Origin of the sequence: Alicyclobacillus acidoterrestris, from assembly GCF_022674245.1 — a bacterium.
GTDB lineage: Bacteria > Bacillota > Bacilli > Alicyclobacillales > Alicyclobacillaceae > Alicyclobacillus > Alicyclobacillus acidoterrestris.
In genome coordinates this window covers 127953-147151 of the sequence record NZ_CP080467.1, presented here as the reverse complement: position 1 = coordinate 147151, position 19199 = coordinate 127953, and the positions used below count along the sequence as shown (strand labels likewise).

General features: G+C 49.3%; 17 protein-coding genes. 3 read left to right on the top strand and 14 right to left on the bottom strand.

Going from position 1 to position 19199, the window contains the following annotated elements:
* Positions 1-20: 20 nt before the first annotated feature.
* The 8 genes from K1I37_RS00655 to K1I37_RS00620 all read right to left on the bottom strand — a co-directional run bounded on the left by K1I37_RS00655 (position 21) and on the right by K1I37_RS00620 (position 9068).
* Positions 21-980 carry a substrate-binding domain-containing protein gene (locus tag K1I37_RS00655; protein WP_021294910.1) on the bottom strand — a complete coding sequence of 320 codons (960 nt, stop codon included), beginning with the start codon at positions 978-980 and terminating at the stop codon, positions 21-23.
* Between the two features lie 45 nt (positions 981-1025).
* The gene (locus K1I37_RS00650) at positions 1026-1880 is read right to left on the bottom strand and encodes an FAD binding domain-containing protein (protein ID WP_021294909.1); all 855 of its coding nucleotides are present in this window, start codon (positions 1878-1880) and stop codon (positions 1026-1028) included.
* A 40-nt stretch (positions 1881-1920) separates the two neighbouring features.
* Positions 1921-3183 (bottom strand): MFS transporter, encoded by a 1263-nt coding sequence (locus K1I37_RS00645; protein ID WP_021294908.1) that lies wholly within the window; start codon positions 3181-3183, stop codon positions 1921-1923.
* A 55-nt stretch (positions 3184-3238) separates the two neighbouring features.
* Entirely contained in the window at positions 3239-4054 is an 816-nt protein-coding gene (locus tag K1I37_RS00640) for a creatininase family protein (RefSeq protein ID WP_021294907.1), read from the bottom strand.
* A gap of 91 nt (positions 4055-4145) precedes the next feature.
* The gene (locus K1I37_RS00635) at positions 4146-4742 is read right to left on the bottom strand and encodes a cysteine dioxygenase family protein (protein ID WP_021294906.1); all 597 of its coding nucleotides are present in this window, start codon (positions 4740-4742) and stop codon (positions 4146-4148) included.
* A 338-nt stretch (positions 4743-5080) separates the two neighbouring features.
* Entirely contained in the window at positions 5081-6397 is a 1317-nt protein-coding gene (locus tag K1I37_RS00630; protein ID WP_242215904.1) for an IS1380 family transposase, read from the bottom strand.
* 160 nt (positions 6398-6557) lie between these two features.
* The gene (locus tag K1I37_RS00625; RefSeq protein ID WP_021298088.1) at positions 6558-7307 is read right to left on the bottom strand and encodes a GntR family transcriptional regulator; all 750 of its coding nucleotides are present in this window, start codon (positions 7305-7307) and stop codon (positions 6558-6560) included.
* Positions 7308-7550: 243 nt separating this feature from the next.
* Positions 7551-9068: a malate:quinone oxidoreductase gene (locus K1I37_RS00620; RefSeq protein WP_322790876.1), complete on the bottom strand. Its 1518-nt coding sequence runs from the start codon at positions 9066-9068 to the stop codon at positions 7551-7553.
* Positions 9069-9472: 404 nt separating this feature from the next.
* Here K1I37_RS00620 and K1I37_RS00615 point away from each other — a divergent pair, with 404 nt between their 5' ends.
* Together K1I37_RS00615 and K1I37_RS00610 are read left to right on the top strand one after the other, a co-directional pair.
* The gene (locus K1I37_RS00615) at positions 9473-11173 is read left to right on the top strand and encodes a methyl-accepting chemotaxis protein (protein ID WP_051189608.1); all 1701 of its coding nucleotides are present in this window, start codon (positions 9473-9475) and stop codon (positions 11171-11173) included.
* Positions 11174-11379: 206 nt separating this feature from the next.
* A complete protein-coding gene (locus K1I37_RS00610) occupies positions 11380-12597 on the top strand; it encodes an MFS transporter (protein ID WP_021298091.1) in 1218 nt (405 codons plus the stop codon).
* Positions 12598-12685: 88 nt separating this feature from the next.
* Here K1I37_RS00610 and K1I37_RS00605 read toward each other — a convergent pair whose 3' ends face one another.
* Positions 12686-13579 (bottom strand): alpha/beta hydrolase, encoded by an 894-nt coding sequence (locus tag K1I37_RS00605; RefSeq protein ID WP_021298092.1) that lies wholly within the window; start codon positions 13577-13579, stop codon positions 12686-12688.
* A gap of 150 nt (positions 13580-13729) precedes the next feature.
* Here K1I37_RS00605 and K1I37_RS00600 point away from each other — a divergent pair, with 150 nt between their 5' ends.
* The gene (locus tag K1I37_RS00600; RefSeq protein WP_021298093.1) at positions 13730-14704 is read left to right on the top strand and encodes a helix-turn-helix transcriptional regulator; all 975 of its coding nucleotides are present in this window, start codon (positions 13730-13732) and stop codon (positions 14702-14704) included.
* 175 nt (positions 14705-14879) lie between these two features.
* On the opposite strand, the gene K1I37_RS00595 is transcribed toward K1I37_RS00600, so the two are convergent.
* From K1I37_RS00595 to kynA, 5 genes are all read right to left on the bottom strand, one after another.
* Complete coding sequence (locus K1I37_RS00595; RefSeq protein ID WP_021298094.1) at positions 14880-15353, bottom strand: DUF5680 domain-containing protein; 474 nt, start codon at positions 15351-15353, stop codon at positions 14880-14882.
* A 105-nt stretch (positions 15354-15458) separates the two neighbouring features.
* Positions 15459-16022 (bottom strand): MOSC domain-containing protein, encoded by a 564-nt coding sequence (locus tag K1I37_RS00590; protein WP_021298095.1) that lies wholly within the window; start codon positions 16020-16022, stop codon positions 15459-15461.
* 124 nt (positions 16023-16146) lie between these two features.
* Entirely contained in the window at positions 16147-16833 is a 687-nt protein-coding gene (gene kynB / locus K1I37_RS00585; RefSeq protein WP_021298096.1) for an arylformamidase, read from the bottom strand.
* Positions 16830-18110 (bottom strand): kynureninase, encoded by a 1281-nt coding sequence (gene kynU / locus K1I37_RS00580; RefSeq protein WP_021298097.1) that lies wholly within the window; start codon positions 18108-18110, stop codon positions 16830-16832. Before kynU ends, kynB begins: the two co-directional genes overlap by 4 nt.
* 62 nt (positions 18111-18172) lie before the next feature.
* Positions 18173-19027, bottom strand: coding sequence for a tryptophan 2,3-dioxygenase (gene kynA, locus K1I37_RS00575; RefSeq protein ID WP_021298098.1), 855 nt, complete (start codon positions 19025-19027; stop codon positions 18173-18175).
* Between the last annotated feature and the right edge of the window lie 172 nt (positions 19028-19199).

Sequence of the window (19199 nt, the reverse complement as noted above, 5' to 3'; positions counted from 1 at the left end):
GCCCTCCTCATCAGCCAGCATCATGTATCCAAGACAGATGGATGAAATACTTCTTCGCGGGTGAGCATGCGGTCGAGCAATCCATCTTCCATTAGATACTGCATGAACGTTTCAATCATCGGCCAATTGCGTGTTACGCCATAAGACCACGGATCTTGGTGCAGTTGTGTGTACGCCTGCTCAAACGATTCCACAATCCATGGCAAAGCGGCCCCCAGTTTGACCGTCTCGGCTAAATTGTTCAACGCATCATCTTTCAATTGACACAGCACATCATAGAGATCACGGGGGAGCGTCGGTGCCTGCGCGAGCACGTCCTTGCGAATTGAGGTGAGGTGCATAATTGGAAAGATGCCTGTTCGCGCGTAGTAACGCCGCTCCTCTGCCCAAGCATCTACAAAAATTCGGCGGATAAGTCCCGGTTCCCCCGTTTTTGGAAAGTACGCCTCCGGCGGCCGGCGCGCCGACATCATGGCATCGATTTCTCCTGTGACGAGACCTTCGAATAGATTCGTGGCCTTCCCCCTTGTCGCGGGTGTATCCACGGCAATCCGCTCGGGCCGATAGGTGACCCATTCCAAATCCTGTGCACCTATGCCCCACTCGTGGCGAAAGAACCCTCGCACCCACACGGCAGCTGTCATCTGGTATTCCGGGAAACCAAACCGCTTGCCCTTCAATTCGCTGGGGTGGACATAGGGGCTGTCGGATCGGACATAGATGGAACTATGACGAAAAGAGCGGGATAAAAAAGCGGGAATTGCGGTCAGGCGATGCTCGCCTTTTGCCAAGGCAATCAAATACGAGGCCAAAGATAGCTCGGCTATTCCATATGGTGCATCGTTGAGTTGGCGCTCAAAGATCTCCTCCACCATGGTGCTTTGCAAGGAAAGTTGCACGTCGTTCAATTCCACCTGATTCGTGAGCAAGGGGAGCGTCCTGTCACTGATGGACATCGCGACGCTGATAGGTGTTCTCATAGTGTAATCTCTCCTTGATATGCACGATTTTTCGAAAGACTCTGTTCAAACCTGTGTCGACGGAGCCGCCAGCAAGACTTTACCAAGCGCCCGCTCAACCAACACCCCAACCATCGCCCTGCGGTAGTCAGCACTCGCGCGAACGTCCGTGATAGGTGTCGCATGCGCTGCGTACAATGCGGCAACGCGTTTCATCACATCAGATGGTGCATCCTTGTGTACCATTTCTTCAGCCATAGATACCGAGAATGGCTTCGGACTGGCAGCGCCCACCACAATATTGACGTGTGGGGCCGGTGTATCTACCTCCGCGACTACCGCCACCGATACAAGTGAGATGTCTGTGCCCCCTCGCTGATCTAGGCGCAAAAATGTCTGAGGAGCAAATAGACCAGCCTCCGGAATATGGATATGTGTAATGAGTTCGTGCTTTTTGATGGACGTTTGTTTAGGTCCCAGCACAAAATCGTCAATCCGAATCCTTCGCTCACCCTGTACGGACTGTAGAATTACACTAGCGCCGAGAGCGAACAGGGGCACCATCATATCTGCAGCCGGCGATGCGTTGGCCACATTTCCGGCAATCGACGCGCGATTTTGAATTTGCCATCCCCCAACCACGCGCGCGGCTTCCTGCAGACTTGGGATGGCATTACAGATGGGACTCTGCCAAATTTCCGCTGCGGTGACCGCCGCTCCAATCAACAATCCATCCTCAACCCGCCGGATTTCGCGGACAGATTCAATACGATGAATATCGAGCCAGTCCCGCCCCTTGAACTGCTGCTTGCGCCGCAACCAATTCACAAATACATCCGTGCCGCCACAAACAACCACGGGTTCGCGCGTTGCCATCATATCCAAAGCCTCAGTCAATTCTTGCGGTTGATACCACGGCATGCACTACCCCTCCTTTCTCAGCGACGAACAAACGAAAAATTCAGTCCGGCAACTGTAATCCTTTGGTCTCGGGCAAGAAAAACATGAGGATGATGCCCAACACATAGATCAGACCAAATGTAGATGCGGCCGGTCCAAATCCGCCCAACGCCTGTAGTAGATATGCAGCCAAAATGGGGCCAAGCATTGCTAAGTATCGAGTGATATTAAAGATAGTGCTAATCGCCGATGCCCTGACGCGTGTCGGGAATAGTTCCGGTGGGTGAATCGTGTACCAGCTGTAGAGCCCGCCTGTTAAATATCCATTCGCCAACTGTAACACCACTACCGCTACAGCATTGTGCAACACCAGAAAGACAATGGGCGTGATAATTAGCGATCCCAGCAAATACAGAGCGCCTGTCCATCGCCGACCCATGGAATCTGCGAAGAACCCAAAGAGAATACATCCGAAAATTTCCCCGACATTATACAGAACCCCAGCCATCCCCGAGTAGTAAGCCTGTAGTTTCGTCCCTGTCACAAGCGACGCAGCGTAACTTGGAACCCAGGAGGAAATTGCCCACCATCCCAACGTAATGGAGATGGATACACCTATCGCGCAAAATAGATACTTCATATTGATAGAACGAATACCCGCATCCGCCGCTGTCTTCACCCGGACCCATCGTGTTGACTCGGGAATTCGCCGAGCAAGTACAGCAATCAGAATGGCCGGAACAATGCCAATGACGTACATCATTCGCCAGGATACGCCTAAGTGCCCACCTAAGAGAATCCATAACCCGGAAGCCAAGAGAGAGCCTAAGGAAAATCCAGCTTGAAGTAATCCGGCACCTTTCGTCCGGGCCTGCGCTGGCCAAGCCTCTTGAAGTAAAGACGTGCCCACGCCCCACTCTGCGCCAATGCCAATTCCCGTCAGCAAACGAGTAATCGCCAAGAACCCCCAACTGTGTGCCAGGGCACTGGAGCCTGTGAAAACGCCATACAGTAAAATGGCGATAATCATGGTTTTGCGACGTCCAAGTCTATCGCCAAGCAGGCCTCCAAGAATACCACCAGTGGCCCAACCAAACAGGGTGATGGATATCAGATACGCCGAATAATGCGATAGATTCGGTAGATGTGAAGCAGGCAACAGCTGGTTCAGCGCAGGACTCACAGTGACCAAGAGTGTATATGTTTCGTAGCCATCAAAGAGCCAGAAGAGCATCGTGATTGCAAGAACAGCCCAATCCTTTCGCTGTACATGCGCAGTCCACGCGCTGGTGTTTGAAACAGGACTCATTTCGCTGCTCCCCATCTACTTCACCTTCCATCCCCACAGTAGTGTGACTAGTAGTGTATCTACCAAGTCCTTAAATTTCGTCTTCACTGACGACACCAAGCGGACCCGTGTAAGATTCAAACCATTGAATAAACTTACAAAGTTCCCCGACCATCGCTTCATGAAATCTCTTTCCCAAATCAACGGAAGCGGTGTGTGACGAGCTAATCGAACCAGACGGTGAAAAGGCGCGTTCCTCTCTACTGTTCCAACTGATCTCGACGATTGAGCCTTGACCAAACAAATCTGAGGCAATATATCCACCGCCAATGGCCTCTAGGTCTACAGACGCATCCGTCAGTTTATCTTCCCGCACCTTATTGGGATAGCGATACATCACCTGTGATAGTTCCAAAGCGCCTCCATGATGCTCGGCCGCCTGCTTTATTTCGCCGGCCACCGCCCTGCCGAGATGAAGCGGATCCGCAATGGCAAACAGCGCCTCAGGATGCTGATATTCATGCACCTCACGCAGCGCCAAAGTCAACGAGGGTAAATTGCTACCTTTGTGACCATTCACATAAATCTGTCTAGTAAAACCGGCCTCTGCCAAACTATGTGCAATATCCGTAATCACCGCAATCATGGTAGAACTCTTCAACCAAATCGTTCCTGGGAATGCGCTGTGATGAAATGAATCACCTAACCAAACTGGCGGTGCCACCAAAAGGCCCGTAGCCCGTGCGGCATCCTCGGCCAATCCCATTGCCACATATGTGTCTACCCCGAGCGGTCCGGCAGGGCCATGTTGCTCCGTTGCACCTACCGGTACAATAATTGAATGTTTACTGGTGATATATTCCTCAACTTCCTGCCAGGTGTGATCCGCCAGCCATACCGAATTCATTATCCATACCTCCGCCCTGTTTGAATCATCTTGCCATCAAAACAACCATCACGTCCCACGCGGAAAGGTAACTGCCACGCAAAATCAATTGTTACTGTGGCGATACATAGTCCACGTAGTAATCGCGCACCACGTATAAATCGCTATCTTCCGATTGTTCAAACACCTTAAATTTACGGAGTTGTTTCCCGTACACATGAAGCGTAATGGCCGTTTCGTCCCCATGTGCTTTGAGAATGTGACAGTCAGCAGGCGGCAAGATTCTACCGGTGCTCAATCTACCAATCGTAAATGCTCCAGTATGAGCCAGTCTCACAGTTTGATCGGCATGCTCTTCCACGATGAAATAGTTCGTAACTTCTATCTGCCCTTCCAGAACAGCCTCGACGCCCCACGTACCGTCGTGATCGTGCAGCGAAGTACATTGTCCAGGCTTCCAGACGAGTGCGAGTAACTCAAACCGATCTTGTGGATCACGATATAAACTATGCCGAGCGTAATGTTCATCACTTGGCTGTCGTTTATCTGGCGTCAGCCATGAACACGCTCCACGAATCAACTCTTTCACCAAATCTTCCGCACCCATTACGCGCTCAGCATCGTTTGCACTGTGATCAATCAAAAAAGCTAGTTTTTCAATAAAATCGGTAAACTCGAGGTCCGCCGATTCATCGTGAGGTTGCCCCATGACAGACACTCTCCCTACATGAATTTGCCATCCGTTTCCTTCATCATCATGGTGAACCGCGCGATAACGTACCCCCCATCCATTGACTAAGGCACAATATATAGACACGGTCATACGCAGTCAACAAACTACATATATTCATGTTAGGTTTTTAATAATTTTTATCCCGGATTTCGACGATTAGGTGATTGAGGTCATTGACCGGGGCATGTTTTCAAGTATTTGGTGGATTTGTTAGCGAACACGGCGAAATCATGGTACGGAACTAGAGCAATGGACACAATTCCCCCCTCCCCAAGCCAGGCTATGAACTCCACTTTTTCAATTGGAAGAAAAATCTACGTGGCGGCATGAAGCATGATCAACGACCGATGCTTTGCATACACGGGAAGACGAATGCTCCACTGGCGTGCATGACGCACTAGAATCCCAGGTAGATGGAATAGTCTTCGTCTGAGCCGTCCGGCGGTCCACTGTCGCACCCCTGGTTGAAGCGCGACGTGCTTGTACAGCAGGAGTAGATTATACGCAAGTAGCTTTAGACCTTGCAGCGCTTTGTTGGCATCGAAATTCTGGCTGGAGAATCGGTCAATGGCAAATCCATATTTGGCTTCCTTGATGTGATTCTCAGCGTTACCACGAAAGTTATAGAAGTGCCATACATCCTCGCCGCTCCAGTCAAACGTTGTGGCAATCGCCTCGTATTCCCAGAGCCAATCCGCACACAGGCACTCCTGGGGGTCAATGTCTAAGCGACGCACAATCACGACCCGCCGAGGCCTGTCCCAGGATGTTGCCTGATACATGATGGAAGTAACGTCACAATGTTCCCGGTCACTCTCTGTGATGCAGTGCCAGAGGAGATTTGGCGCTTGCGCCAACTGTGCGAGTCGCTTGGTCCACTTCAGTTTGATGACGTAATCCCGCTGATCTTGCTCCAATATCTGAAACACTTTTTCTCCGGTAAACCCTTTATCCATGCGGACGGCACGAATGTTGACGCCATCCGGCAACTGGTCTTTCATCGCCTTGTAGAAATCCGCAAATCCATCTGATGTATGGGCGTCACCAGAGCGCAACTCATCATAGAGACAACAACCAGTGAGTGAATCAAACGCCAGCAAGGGATGGAAACTCGCTCGTCCGTGATGGTGTGGATTATATCCAACAGCGGACTGTTGCTGCGCGCCATAAACAGTCTCTACAGAGGAGTCGATATCGACCACGATGCCTTGTCCTTTGGGGAGAAGTGACCTTAGGATTTGTCTATGCGCCGAACGTATCGCTTTGATGCCAGCGTCGGAACCGAGCCGCTTCAGATCCTTATACAACAGAGTCGTATCAGGCAGTTTCGGCACGTCCAACTTCAGCTTCAACAGGGGATCTTGTTCGATGTCCTCAAAGTGGAAAATCCGTTCCTGACCCAGCAAGGAACCGAAAATGACGGTCAGAGCAATATCGTCCATGTGGAACTGGGTGTTTCTGCCCTTGCGTAATCCATGTACCCAAAACTCCCTGTCAATACCCGTTCCCAAAACGAAATCTATGAGACCACTTGCACCGCCAAAGGAGGTGGCGGCATTCAAATCGTAGCGAGTATGAATTGTAGAGCTTTTACGAGCAAACTGACTTCGTGTATGATTATATTGTTTCACCCAAAAGGTGCTCCTTCCTAGCGAAGATGTGGTTCTCGACAAACTCATCTTAGCCATACGGGGAGCACCTTTTCAATTATTCACACCAGTTCATGAGGACACAATCGTCGAAATCCGGGTTTATATGATGTCATAACGACATAAAAGGATATATTAGTATCTAAACGTCATAGCCCGTACGAACAATACTCATCTTCATTTTGTCGGTATTTACAAATGCGCACGTGATAGCCACTGGATCGTGTTCTAACTGGAAATAGTGTGCGTGCTTCAGCAAAAGCAAGGGACTCCCCACATCCACATGAAGTTGGCCTGCAAGATAATCACACGCAATCGCTGGTAGAATCTCTGCTACTGAATAAGCAATCTGCTCGCCCATGTTCAACCTCGCCATTGCATAAATCGACTCGCCCGGCTCCAAATCGTTGTTCTCCATATCCGACCGATTGCGAAATATAAAATCAATCGCCAAAATAATCGGACAACCATCACCAAAAAAATGCCGCTTCACGGCGCGATACGTACCGTCTCCCATACGCTCGTTGAGCACAAACCTGCGACCTATGTCACCAATTTCGCTCGCGTCATCGAATGCCCTTTGGCCCATATCGACCGCTTGAGTAGTTGCCTCGTATCCCGCTTCCTCAATCATCGTCAAGAATGGCTTACCTTCAATCAAATTGCCAGTCTGTCGAACCGCTCCAGCGTTTACAAACGTTCCTTTCCCATGCAGCCGATTCACGATTCCCTCTTTTTGAAGAGCCGCCACACTCGCTCGGATTGTCTCCCGACTCACCCCCAATTGATGTGCCAAGTCCGGCTCTGAAGGGAGTTTTGACACGCCTTGCCGAACCGCATCCAAAATCATTGCTCGCAGTTTTTGCTTAACCATCAAGACAGAACTATCCACGTCGCATCTCCAATGTTGTCGGATGTCCGACAAGTTTTTATGGTTACGTTTATTTAGTCACGATTGATTGCACACGTCAAGGGTATATGTAACGAAAGATAACATTCTTAAACATTTTCAATCACGTGCTGATCAGTCAGGGAGGTATGCTATCTATGTATAACCGGCGGGATCAAAAAACGGCCCTTCCTGAACGGAAGGACCGAAGATAGATTTTGAACGTGCACGACGCGAAACGTGACTTCAGCTATTCGCCCGTTCTGGCTCATTTAGACGAAGTGCTTGCGCGGTTGATGCTTGAACTTCTCGGAATAAATCTGGGTTTTCCACAAGTGATACACCATAGGAAGGCACCATTTCCTTAATTTTTGGCATCCACTGGCCCATCTGTTGCGGGAAGCACCGCTCTAATACCTCAAGCATCACGTGAACCGCCGTCGAAGCGCCTGGAGAAGCACCGAGCAATGCGGCGATAGATCCGTCCGCTGCAGTCACCACTTCCGTGCCAAATTGGAGCGTCCCTTTGCCGCCCGTTTCCGTATCCTTAATCACTTGTACACGTTGACCTGCCACCACAATATCCCAATCCTCAAGTTTGGCGGTTGGAATAAACTCTCGCAGTTCTTGGAGGCGCTTTTCATTCGATAACATCACTTGTTGAATCAGGTACTTTGTCAATGCCATCTCTTTCACGCCTGCCGCAAGCATGGTGAAGACATTATTCGGTTTCACCGAAGCAATCAAATCGAAATACGAACCCGTTTTAAGGAACTTCGGCGAGAAACCCGCAAACGGCCCAAACAGCAATGACCTTTTGTTGTCGATATACCGTGTATCCAAGTGTGGGACCGACATCGGCGGCGCGCCAACTTTCGCCTTACCATACACCTTGGCATGGTGCTTATCGACAACCTCTGGATTTTGGCACACCATAAAGAGCCCGCTAACCGGAAACCCTCCGATATGTTTGGACTCCGGAATACGGGTTTTTTGCAGTAGAGGTAAACTCCCGCCGCCGCCACCGATAAACACGAACTTCGCAGCGTGATATTCCGTTTCACCACTGTGCGTGTCGCGCACCTTCAGTCTCCACAATCCGTCACTCGTGCGTTTAATGCCTTTCACAAGGTGATTGTAGTTAACTTCGACGCCATTTTCCTTGAGGTGATGGAACAACATGCGCGTTAAAGCCCCAAAATTGACATCCGTTCCAGAGTCAATTTTCGTAGCCGCAATTGGTTCGCTCGATGTACGGCCTTCCATCATCAGCGGAATCCATTCCTTGAGTTTCCCAGGGTCATCAGAATATTCCATCCCCTGGAACAAGGGGTTATTCGAGAGTGCTTCAAAACGTTTTCTCAAAAACGCTACGTTTCTTTCCCCTTCTACAAAGCTCATATGGGGTAATGGCATAATAAAATCTTGTGGATTCTGAATCAGGTTCTTGTTGATAAGATAGGACCAAAACTGCCTGGAAAGCTGAAATTGTTCATTGACTTTGATGGCTTTGCTAATATCCATCGATCCGTCAGGTTTTTCGGTCGTATAGTTCAGTTCGCATAGTGCGGAATGTCCCGTTCCGGCGTTGTTCCATTCGTTCGAGCTCTCTTCACCTGGGTTCCCGAGTTTCTCGAACACTTTGATTTCCCACTCCGGTGCAAGCTCTTTCAGCAACGCACCTAAAGTTGCACTCATGATTCCGGCACCAATCAAGATTACATCTGTCTTCTCCGGTATTTTGCTCATTGTATTCTTCCTTATCTCTACAAAAGAATAGGCATGATATCATTATGCGATTTTACCGCTCGGATAATAAACTCATGCTCACATGACGCATAAGCCCCGTTACTCCATAGCATCTCTCGAACAAAATTCATCAATCTCTATTTTATCAAAGCCACCTTAGGGCGAAAACGTTAGCATATATGTGACTTCCCACTTCTATTAATAATAACGAAACTTCACTCAAAGTGCACCTTAGCGAACTGATTACATAGTTAGGGATTATTTGGCGAGTCAGATGATACAAATAATGCCTCTTATTGATTAAGGTGATAAGTTATTGGTAATATGACCAACAGCGATGACCCCAAAGCCATCGTTTTCTATTAGAAAAAAAGACAGCGGAACATCCGCGACGGGGTCATTGGGAAGGGGATATCATGGTGGGTTTTGTGAAGCACCTCAAAATTGGCACGAAAGTCAATGCACTAGTCGTCAGTATTATTTTGGCGATTGCTATCGTCGTTTCTCTGGTTGCGAAGTTCCAAATCACAGATGGAATGGATTCGGTATTCGAGAATCGACTTCACTCGGATATAGCGATGAGCTATGACTATTTAAATCAGAAGTACCCAGGCGATTGGCGTATTCAGGACGGTCAATTATATAAGGGATCGCAAAAAATATCGGGCGGAGATAACACAGTCGTCGATAAAGTTGGCAAAGACACAGGTGACGCGGTCACCATCTTCCAAGGTGATACCAGGGTCTCTACGAATGTCATGGAAAACGGCCGGCGCGCGATTGGAACCACGGCCGCCACAAACGTTGCCGACACTGTCCTCAAACACGGTCAAGCGTATGCAGGAATCGCGAATATTGAAGGACAAAAATATCTTACAAACTACGATCCCATCCGAAACACCAACGGCCAAGTCATTGGCATGTGGTTTGTTGGAACACCGGTAGCCAGCATCAACCACATCGTGACAACTGTCCTCACTGTGATTCTGATTGCGTTGGGAATCGTCACGGTCTTATCGATTGTTGCCGTTCTATGGTTTACGAATGGATTGAAGAAACGCCTGCAAGGTATCGGTCGTGCATTAGGCGAAGCGGGCACCGGCAACTTTACGGTGACATTGGCGGATAACTCGAATGATGAAATCGGTCAGTTGACGCAGAACTATAATCAGATGAAGAGCAGTTTGCACCAGCTGTTCCAAAACGTTTCCCAAGCTTCACACCAAGTGGCTGCCTCTGCAGAGGAATTGACCGCAAGTGCTGAGCAATCTAGTAAGGCTGCGGAACAGGTGGCTGTTGCCGTTCAAAATGTGGCTGCGGGTTCCGAGCAACAGGCCCAAAGTGCCGACGAAACAGCGCATACGCTGAATCGAATTGCAGCCAGTGTGCAACAGATGTCGGCCAGTGCTGAAGAAGTTGCAGCTTCCTCGGAAAAGGCTTCCGATCTCGCCAACAAAGGCAACAACGACGTCCAAATTGCAGTAGCTCACATCAATGCAATCGGCAGCACAATGGATAATTTGGTCCAAAAGGTGAACGTGCTAAGTGCACACTCCCAAGAAATAGAGAAGATTACAAACGTGATTACCGATATCGCCTCCCAAACCAATCTACTCGCCCTAAACGCCGCAATTGAGGCGGCGAGAGCCGGAGAACATGGTCAGGGCTTTGCCGTGGTCGCTTTGGAAGTCAGAAAGCTCGCCGAAAAATCTGGCACGTCCGCTGACGAAATTAAACAGGTTATCGGCAAAATCCAGTCTGAGATTGAAAATGTCACGGTGAACGTATTCGAAGGAACACAAACGGTCACCACAGGTATCGAGTCAGTAGAAGGTGCGGGAAAATCATTCGCGGACATCTACGCCGCAGTCAACACAGTACGAGACCAAATTCGCGAAGTTGCTGCTGGTGTGAAAGAAATGGCTACCAATACGGAACAAATCGTCCGGAGCGTCGATATCATCGCAAGCGCGGCCGAAAATGCATCTGCGGAAACACAGAACGCATCTGCCGCAACCGAGGAGCAACTAGCAACCATGGAAGAAATCGCCGCAGCTTTAAACCACTTGGCTGAAATGGCAGAAACGCTGCAGGCGTACATCGGTCGCTTTAACATCTAATTTTATTGAACGCTATCAGGAGTCTACCAGGCGCCATCCTCTGTTGGGGTGGCGCCAACCACGCAGGATTAGGCGGCACCAATTAAACACACTGTTACGAATAGTCAAATGATATATTGAATGGGTACATAACCTTAGGACGGGGCTCCCTCCTATAAGTCTACGGGCAATCAGAGCGATGACGGATGTAACCGAGGAGGAAAGAGATGCACAAAGTTCGTTTGGGAGCATTCAACCTCTTACTCGATTATCCACAATACGCGAAAAAGGTAATCAGTCGAATGCTCGCAAGTCTAGGAGACCAAGTCGGATGGATAGCATTAATATGGCTTGTTTATCATATCAGCGGGAACCCATCCAGCATCGGAATCGTAACATTACTGTATCAGGTCCCGCAGGCTATCATCAGGCCTTTTGCCGGGCTTGTTTTAGATAGGTATCCCCGTGCCCGAATGATGGCACTCACCAATATTGTAGTAGGTATTCTATTCATTTTCATTCCACTTTTCGCATCGAACGACCATGTGATAGCGATTGATATCATCACGCTGATGATCGGGATGTTCCTACCATTCGATACCACCGGCGTAGAGGCCTTAACAACTGAGCTAATCCCAAAGGACAAGCTCTTGCAAGCTAATTTTATCGGCCAGTCTGAATGGCATGTTGCGTATTTACTCGGGCCAGCTTTAGGGGGGATTTTGATCTCAATCCTTGGCAGTTCCTGTCTTTTGTACGCCGATGCTGGAACCTTCTTTTTGACAGCGATACTACTAGGAACGATCAAATCTAAAAACCCCCGCCTAAAGCAAAAAAGATCATCATCAATCGGAACTGAGTTTTTTTCCGGCTTAGCATACCTGCGTAAAAGGCCTGCATTAATATCGCTTGCTTTCCTGACCTTCATGTTTAACTTTTTTTATGGACCATACGAGGTCGTTCTCCCCTATGTATCGAAAGCGTTGTTTAGCGGTCCGACTTCCCTAGGACTTTTATGGACATTATTTGCAATCGGCGCCGCATCGGGAAGTTTTGTCTTTTCCCTTAAACCCTGGAGATTTTCGACTGCAAAATCATTATTAGTGATTATCATACTTTGGGGGATGATTACACTAGGTTTCGCATATGCGTCATCTCTGCTTCTCGCATCCATTTGTACGGTTATCGCTGGGTTAATTTTCTCGCCCTGGGACGCCCTTGTTGCAACTGCAAGGCAAAACCTGGTTACCTTGGAGTTGCAGGCTCGAGTTTATGGGGTTACGAGCTCCATTACGATGCTTGGAATGCCCCTCGGTGCATGGATAACGGGCCTTCTACTCCCCGACTATGGAACGAAGATGGTCATGACCATTGCATCCGTCGCAACAATAGGCTTAGGTCTGCAAGGATTTACTTGGTCTACATTCCGCCAGCTAGATGGATGAGCAAATGCTCAAATGACATTTTGGTGGGATGGAAACGTTGGATTCTACCCAAGCCCAGTTTGGTGAAGCTCGCCAATCTCACACAACATCAACGGAGATGTTGTGTGATGAATAGCGCGGCGCGATCCAAAGCTTGATCGGCTTCTTCGAGCACACCAGCAAACGCTTGGAAGACGTGTGGGACGTCGGCGGTAACATCGAGGATTACGTCCACGCCTGCTGCCCGCGCTCGTTCTGCCATCTGCGTGGAGTCATCAAGCAGTACCTCATTGGTTCCAACTTGGAGCAGGAGCGGCGGGAATCCAGTTAGATCTGCAAACCTTGCCGGGCTCACGAGTTCCTGATTCGGATTCTGTCCGGCGAGGTACATCGCATCCGTGTAGTCAAAGCTCTCACGGGTGAAGAGCGGATCGATCCCAGCTTTACTATCCATGCTCGCTCCGGAATGCGTCTTATCCAAGCCTGGCGAGAACGCCACCACCACTGCTGGCATCGGCAGACCAGCTGTTCGTGCCATGAGACACGTCGAGACTGCGATTCCGCCGCCAGCAGAGTCACCGGCGAGCGCAATGGACGTAGCTTCGACCCCACTGTCTAGGAGTGCACGATAAGCAGCGAGCGAATCATCCAGCGCCGCAGGGAACGGATGCTCCGGGGCAAGACGATAATCAAGCGAAATTGCTCGGATACCGGTCCTACTGACAAGATTCGCAGTGAGCGACATGGCGGTTTCGGGAGAGCCGAATATGAACGATCCGCCATGGAAATAGAGGATCATTCCCGGATGAGCAGTCTGTTCAGGTTCAACAAGCACACTAGGGCGATTACCCAACGTCATCTGCGTGGTCCGCACGCCCGCAGGTACAGCCATCATCGCCATCATGGCGGCAAAGTTTGCTCGCATCTCCTCAACGGTTTGTGGCTTGGACGGTCGACGGCGACGTAGCATTGCATCCACCGCCTTACGCTGCTCTCTACTCATGTATTTCTCGCTTCCTTTCAAAACGAATATGCAGCCAGTAACACAAGACGAAATCTTGTTTTCCTCCATTCTCTCGTCCTGCACCCTTGCTCATTCGTAGTGTAGAATATAATAGTGACAAAACGTGTCACTATTATTGAGGTGAACTCAATGAGTAAATCGAGGCGTCTGATTGAATTGATGATGGCCGTGAATCGAAAGCGAAAATTCACAATCAAAGAACTCGCAGAGGAATTTGGCGTATCTACGCGAACCATGCTACGCGATTTGCAGGAATTGAGTGGAATGGGTGTGCCCCTATACTCCGAAGTTGGCGCGGGAGGTGGATACCGGGTGCTTACGGAGCGAAGCCTTCCACCGATTTCATTTACGGAAAACGAGGCATTCTCAATATTCTTTGCATGCCACGCACTAAGACACTACAGTTCGCTTCCCTTCAAGGCATCCGCAGAATCTGCACTCCGGAAGTTCTTTGCGTATTTACCGGATGATATGAAAAATCGAATCGATGAAATGCGACACCGCGTTGACTTCTTTACACATAAACGCCCGCAACAAGCCACCTACCTTGAGATATTGCTTCAAGCATCCATTGAAAAGCTACCCGTAATCATTGATTATGGCGTTCGGGCGGATGAAACCACCCTCAGGACCATACAGCCCATCGGAATATACGCAGATGATGGATACTGGTTTTGCCCAGCATACTGCTATCTGCGAAAGGCGTATCGGCTGTTCCGAGTGGATCGTATATGGTCAGCCACCATAGCGGATACCCAAACGATTTCGGACCCGGTTGATGTCGACAAGGTGAATTTATCGAACTTTGGACTTCATTTTCAAAGCGAATTAGAAAGTGTTGATGTCAAAGTGAAACTATCAGCAAAAGGAATTGAGTTATTCCACGATAGGAGCTGGCTGTTCCCTTGGGGGAAAGTCAGTGTTTCTGATGCCGGGATAGGTATCCTCGAGGCACGAATTCTTGCCTCGGAAATACCATTTTTCGCTGAATACTTTTTCTCATTTGGAGCGGAAGCAGTCGTACTTCAACCGAAGGAACTGAAAGAAGCTGTCAAATCAAAATTGGTCAATACTTTGGCAGCGTATGATAACTCAAACGCCTAGGGTTTGTTTGGGCTTTAACGAAAAATGGATTCCACTTTGAACCATTTGATGTTTTTATGGGATAGCTCAGATACATTTCATGCGTCAATTCAAAAGGAGCGGGATGGCGAACTCCCTTGTGGATATAAATTCCACGTCCAGAGTGTGTAATCATTGTAAATCTTGTTTCATGAGGTCATCTTAAAAATCCACCCGAATAACTAAGGGAATAGACCTCTTCTCCAGAACGTATAATCTTTTCGTCTCCACGAAACCATCCGATATCGCCTTCATTGGTATCGGTATATACCAAATCGCCCTCAATAAACTTCTTTGGTCCTCGGTATGGATTATTGGATGTAATCTCCCTCATTGCTTTTCGAAGAAAGGAATAGATTTCTCTAACACATTTGATGTCGAATTTCTTATCCACTCCACCACCATAAGACATTGACCAAACAGGGTGAGTCTTATAATAGATAGTTTCCTGACCAACGAAATAGGACATACCGAAGTAAATGTCTCGGTACAAGAAATCACCACTTCGATATTCGAGTTGCCTTGACCCATCAATCAACGGTGTAACCGATGGATCACCTCCTTGAGATGCATATGTAGCCTTCTTTGATTCAATAAGAAAGCCTAAGAAATCCTTTTTATCAAAAGTCATTTACTCGTCCCCCTCTTCTACGTGGTACTTATGAACCGACCACGGGAACATACGTTCTTTGCTGATTTTAACAGACGATACTTACTCACGTAAATTTTCAGGTAATTACACACGTTCTAGGGGACGATATGGTTTCGCTGGTAAACTGACGCGAATCGGATCCCCAACCAGGACTTCTCCGTCCGTTAACACGATGCCCATTACACCAGCCTTGCGGATGAGGTTGCCGTTTTCATCGTGATCCAACACAGCACTCAACAGTCCCGATTGGAAATTGTCTATTTGTGCACAGGGATTTCGGAGTCCCGTAATCTCAACAATCGCTTGCTCACCGATGTACAGCTTTGTTCCTGTTGGCAAGCCCAGTAAGTTTATCCCACGAGTCGTAATGTTCTCGCCCATTTGCCCAGGCTCAATGCAAAAGCCCCCACTTCGTAATTCGTCGAACAACTCTGAATGAATGAAATGAACTTGACGAAGGTTGGGTTGAGTCGGGTCTTGTGCCACTCGCGAACGATGCTTTACGGTCGTTCCCATATGTGCATCGCCTTCGACACCTAAACCCGCTAGAAGTCGAATAGACGGGACAGGCCGTTTACTAAACGTATGCGTTTCACTCAGGCTGACTGATACAACTTCCCCAACTTGGGATGCAAGATCACGAACCATTCACAACCCCTCCATGTCAAAGGAACATTTTCCAAGTCTATGATCTCTGTTAATGGTGTAAATTGCAACCGTATTCCTGCTCCGTGCGTTCAACTGCACGAAAGAGGCCTGTGGTCGTTCAGCGCTACACGCCACGCTCGTCACCACAAGCCTCAATCGCTCCATTACATGGGCCCATGGGCCGCAGAATGGCCCGCACAGGACTACCGTCGGCGTCTGCCAGTGGTAGCGGCAATGCGACGAGCTCGTAGTCCCCCGCAGGCACGTCGTCCAGCACGAGTCCCTCCAGAATGTGAATGTGATGTCTCGTAAGTGCGTGGTGGGCGGGTAAAGCTTTGCTGTCCAGCGGATCGACTGAAGGGAGATCAAGTCCCAGTAACCGCACACCACACTTCGCTAGGTATTCAGCGAGGTCTGGGTGAATTTCGGGAATCTTCTCTGGGAAAACTCGACGATCCGCCCAAGCACCGGTCCGAATTAAAAGCCGGGTGACACCCTGCAAATCTATCTGCGCCACCTCGTCCACGCCGATACTCGCCGCTTTTCCGCGCTCGACGTCTGACAGATGAATCACCCGAGCAGGGCCAACATACAAATTCACATCCAGTTCCAGCACCCGCTTGCCGTTCTCGTCAAAATGGAAGGGTGCATCAATATGCGTACCTGTGTGCGTGCTCATGGTGAATTGGCCGACGTTGACGGATCCGCTCATTTGCTTCGTCCACGTCAAACGATAAGAAAAAGGGGTATCCCCAGGCCAGGTCGGGACGTGACTGTCCAAGCGTTGCGAGATGTCCATCCACTTCGTCATGCCACGACACCTCGCTTTTTCTCGTAACGCTCGTATTGTTTCTCCGTCATGATGGCTTTCAACCGCTGTACCATATCCCATATATCTTGGAATGAGGTGTAAAGCGGAATCGGTGCGAGCCGAATGACATCCGGTGCGCGAAAGTCAGGGACGACGCCATTGTCCTTCAGCGCTTTACAGATACGTACCGCTTCCTCGTGAATCAAGCAGACGTGGCCGCCGCGGCGGTGATCCTCCATGGGATTGCCGATAACAAAACCCATACCCGACAGTTCGCTTTCCACCAAATCCATCAGGTATTGCGTCATACGGAGCGATTTCGCACGCAGTCTATCGATGCCGGCCTCCGCAAACATCGACAGTGAGCCCATCAGCGGCGCGGCACTGAGGATATGCGGCGTCCCAATTTGATACGCCCCTGCGTGTTCTGCCGGTGTAAGTTGGTGGCTCATATCAAATTGCACATCTTTGTTCGAACTGAACCAGCCAGCAAGGGCCGGAATCCGCCCGAAGTGCCGCCGATTGACATATAGGCCCGCGACGCTGCCAGGGCCGGCATTCAAATATTTATAATTACACCACACGGCAAAATCGACTCCCCAAAGCGACAGCTCGTGCGAAACGGCGCCAATCGAGTGACACAAGTCGAATCCTATCGGGATGTTGCGTTCCCGGGCAGCCGCAGACAACCGCTCTATATCCAACAATTGACCGCTGCGATAGAGCACCGATGGGAGCAGGACCAAGGCGACCTCGTCACTCATCGCAGCAATGATATCGTCCTCGTTCAACGTTCTGCCATCCCGGCTTTTTACCTGAATTAAGTGCACTTGCGGATCTAACCCATGAAGCCGAATTTGGCTCTGTAACGCATAAATATCGGACGGAAATGTGAGTTCATCCGCCAAAATCTTGGTACGTTTGCCCTCGGAGCGATAGAACGTGGCGACCAGTTGATGTAGGTTTGTCGTTGTCGATCCCGTCACCACAACCTCCCCATCCCCCGCCCCCACAAGAGGGGCCATCAACGCCCCAAGTTTCTCGGCGTAATAAAACCAGGGATGTTCCCCTTCCGTCCAACCGTCGATACCGTATGTGCGCCAGCTATCCAGCGCAGCGAGCAACGACTGCTCCGAGCGCTTGGACAATAAGCCAAGCGAGTTTCCGTCCATATAGATGGTGCCTTCTTTAAGGTAGAATTCTTCCTTATAGGAAGCCAGGACGTCTTCTCTGTCGAGTTGTTCTGCGTATATCCGGGACGTATCTGACGTTGCCATTCACATCGCCTCTCGTTTCTCATTTGAATGCTTACTCAAGAAATGAATGCAAGATGACCGCCTTAAAGCGCCGTGCGCAAACTCCACAACTCTGGGAAAAAGCGATGGTCTAACACCCGTTTTAAATAGGTCACCCCAGATGACCCACCCGTTCCCTGTTTATGGCCAATGATTCGTTCGACCGTGAGCATGTGATGATAACGCCACTGCTGCTGGCGACCTTCGATGTCGACGAGTTTTTCGGCGAGTTCGTAGAGATCCCAATACTGATTCACATCGCGATAGACCGTAAGCCATGCTGCTTCCACACTGGCATTTGGCTGATAATCTTGTGACCAATCCCGCTCAAGACACGCTTTATCAATGGACAACCCTCGCGCCGCCAATGCCTGAATGGACACATCGTAAATACTAGGCTCGTGAATGGCGCGTTGAAGTTGTTCATGGAGTTCAGGCTGGTGCTTGTAAACAGACAAAATATGAGGCGTCTTCAATCCGAGTGCAAACTCAATTAACCGATTTTGGTAAGACTGAAAGCCGGACGAGTACCCCAATTTATCCCGGAACTGCATATACTCAGCCGGTGTCAACGTAGAAAGTACATCCCATGACTGGATTAACTGCTGCTGAATTCGGGAGACGCGTGACAACATCTTAAACGCGGGCTCTAAATCGTTCTCCCGAATGCAGCCAATTGCGGCGTATAGTTCATGTAAAATCAACTTCATCCACAATTCACTCGACTGGTGAATAATGATAAATAACATCTCATCATGGTGATCGGACAAGCGATGCTGGCTATTCAATATGTTATCTAGTTGAAGATAATCGCTATAGGTCATGTCATTTCGAAAATCTGTATGGATATCTTTTTCGAGCTTCGTAACTTCCTGTTCATTACCGGTGGAATGCACCAAGGATTCCCCTCCCCTATGTCCGTAGGACAGCTTCATGCAATAGACTCCCATCGCAGCCGTTTGGAAAACGCTTAACCTACACTTCATATCGTACGTGAATATACGTAATAAGCAACTATCCTCTCATTCTTGTGAATCATTGGCAGGATACGACTTCCAATCGTATAATAAC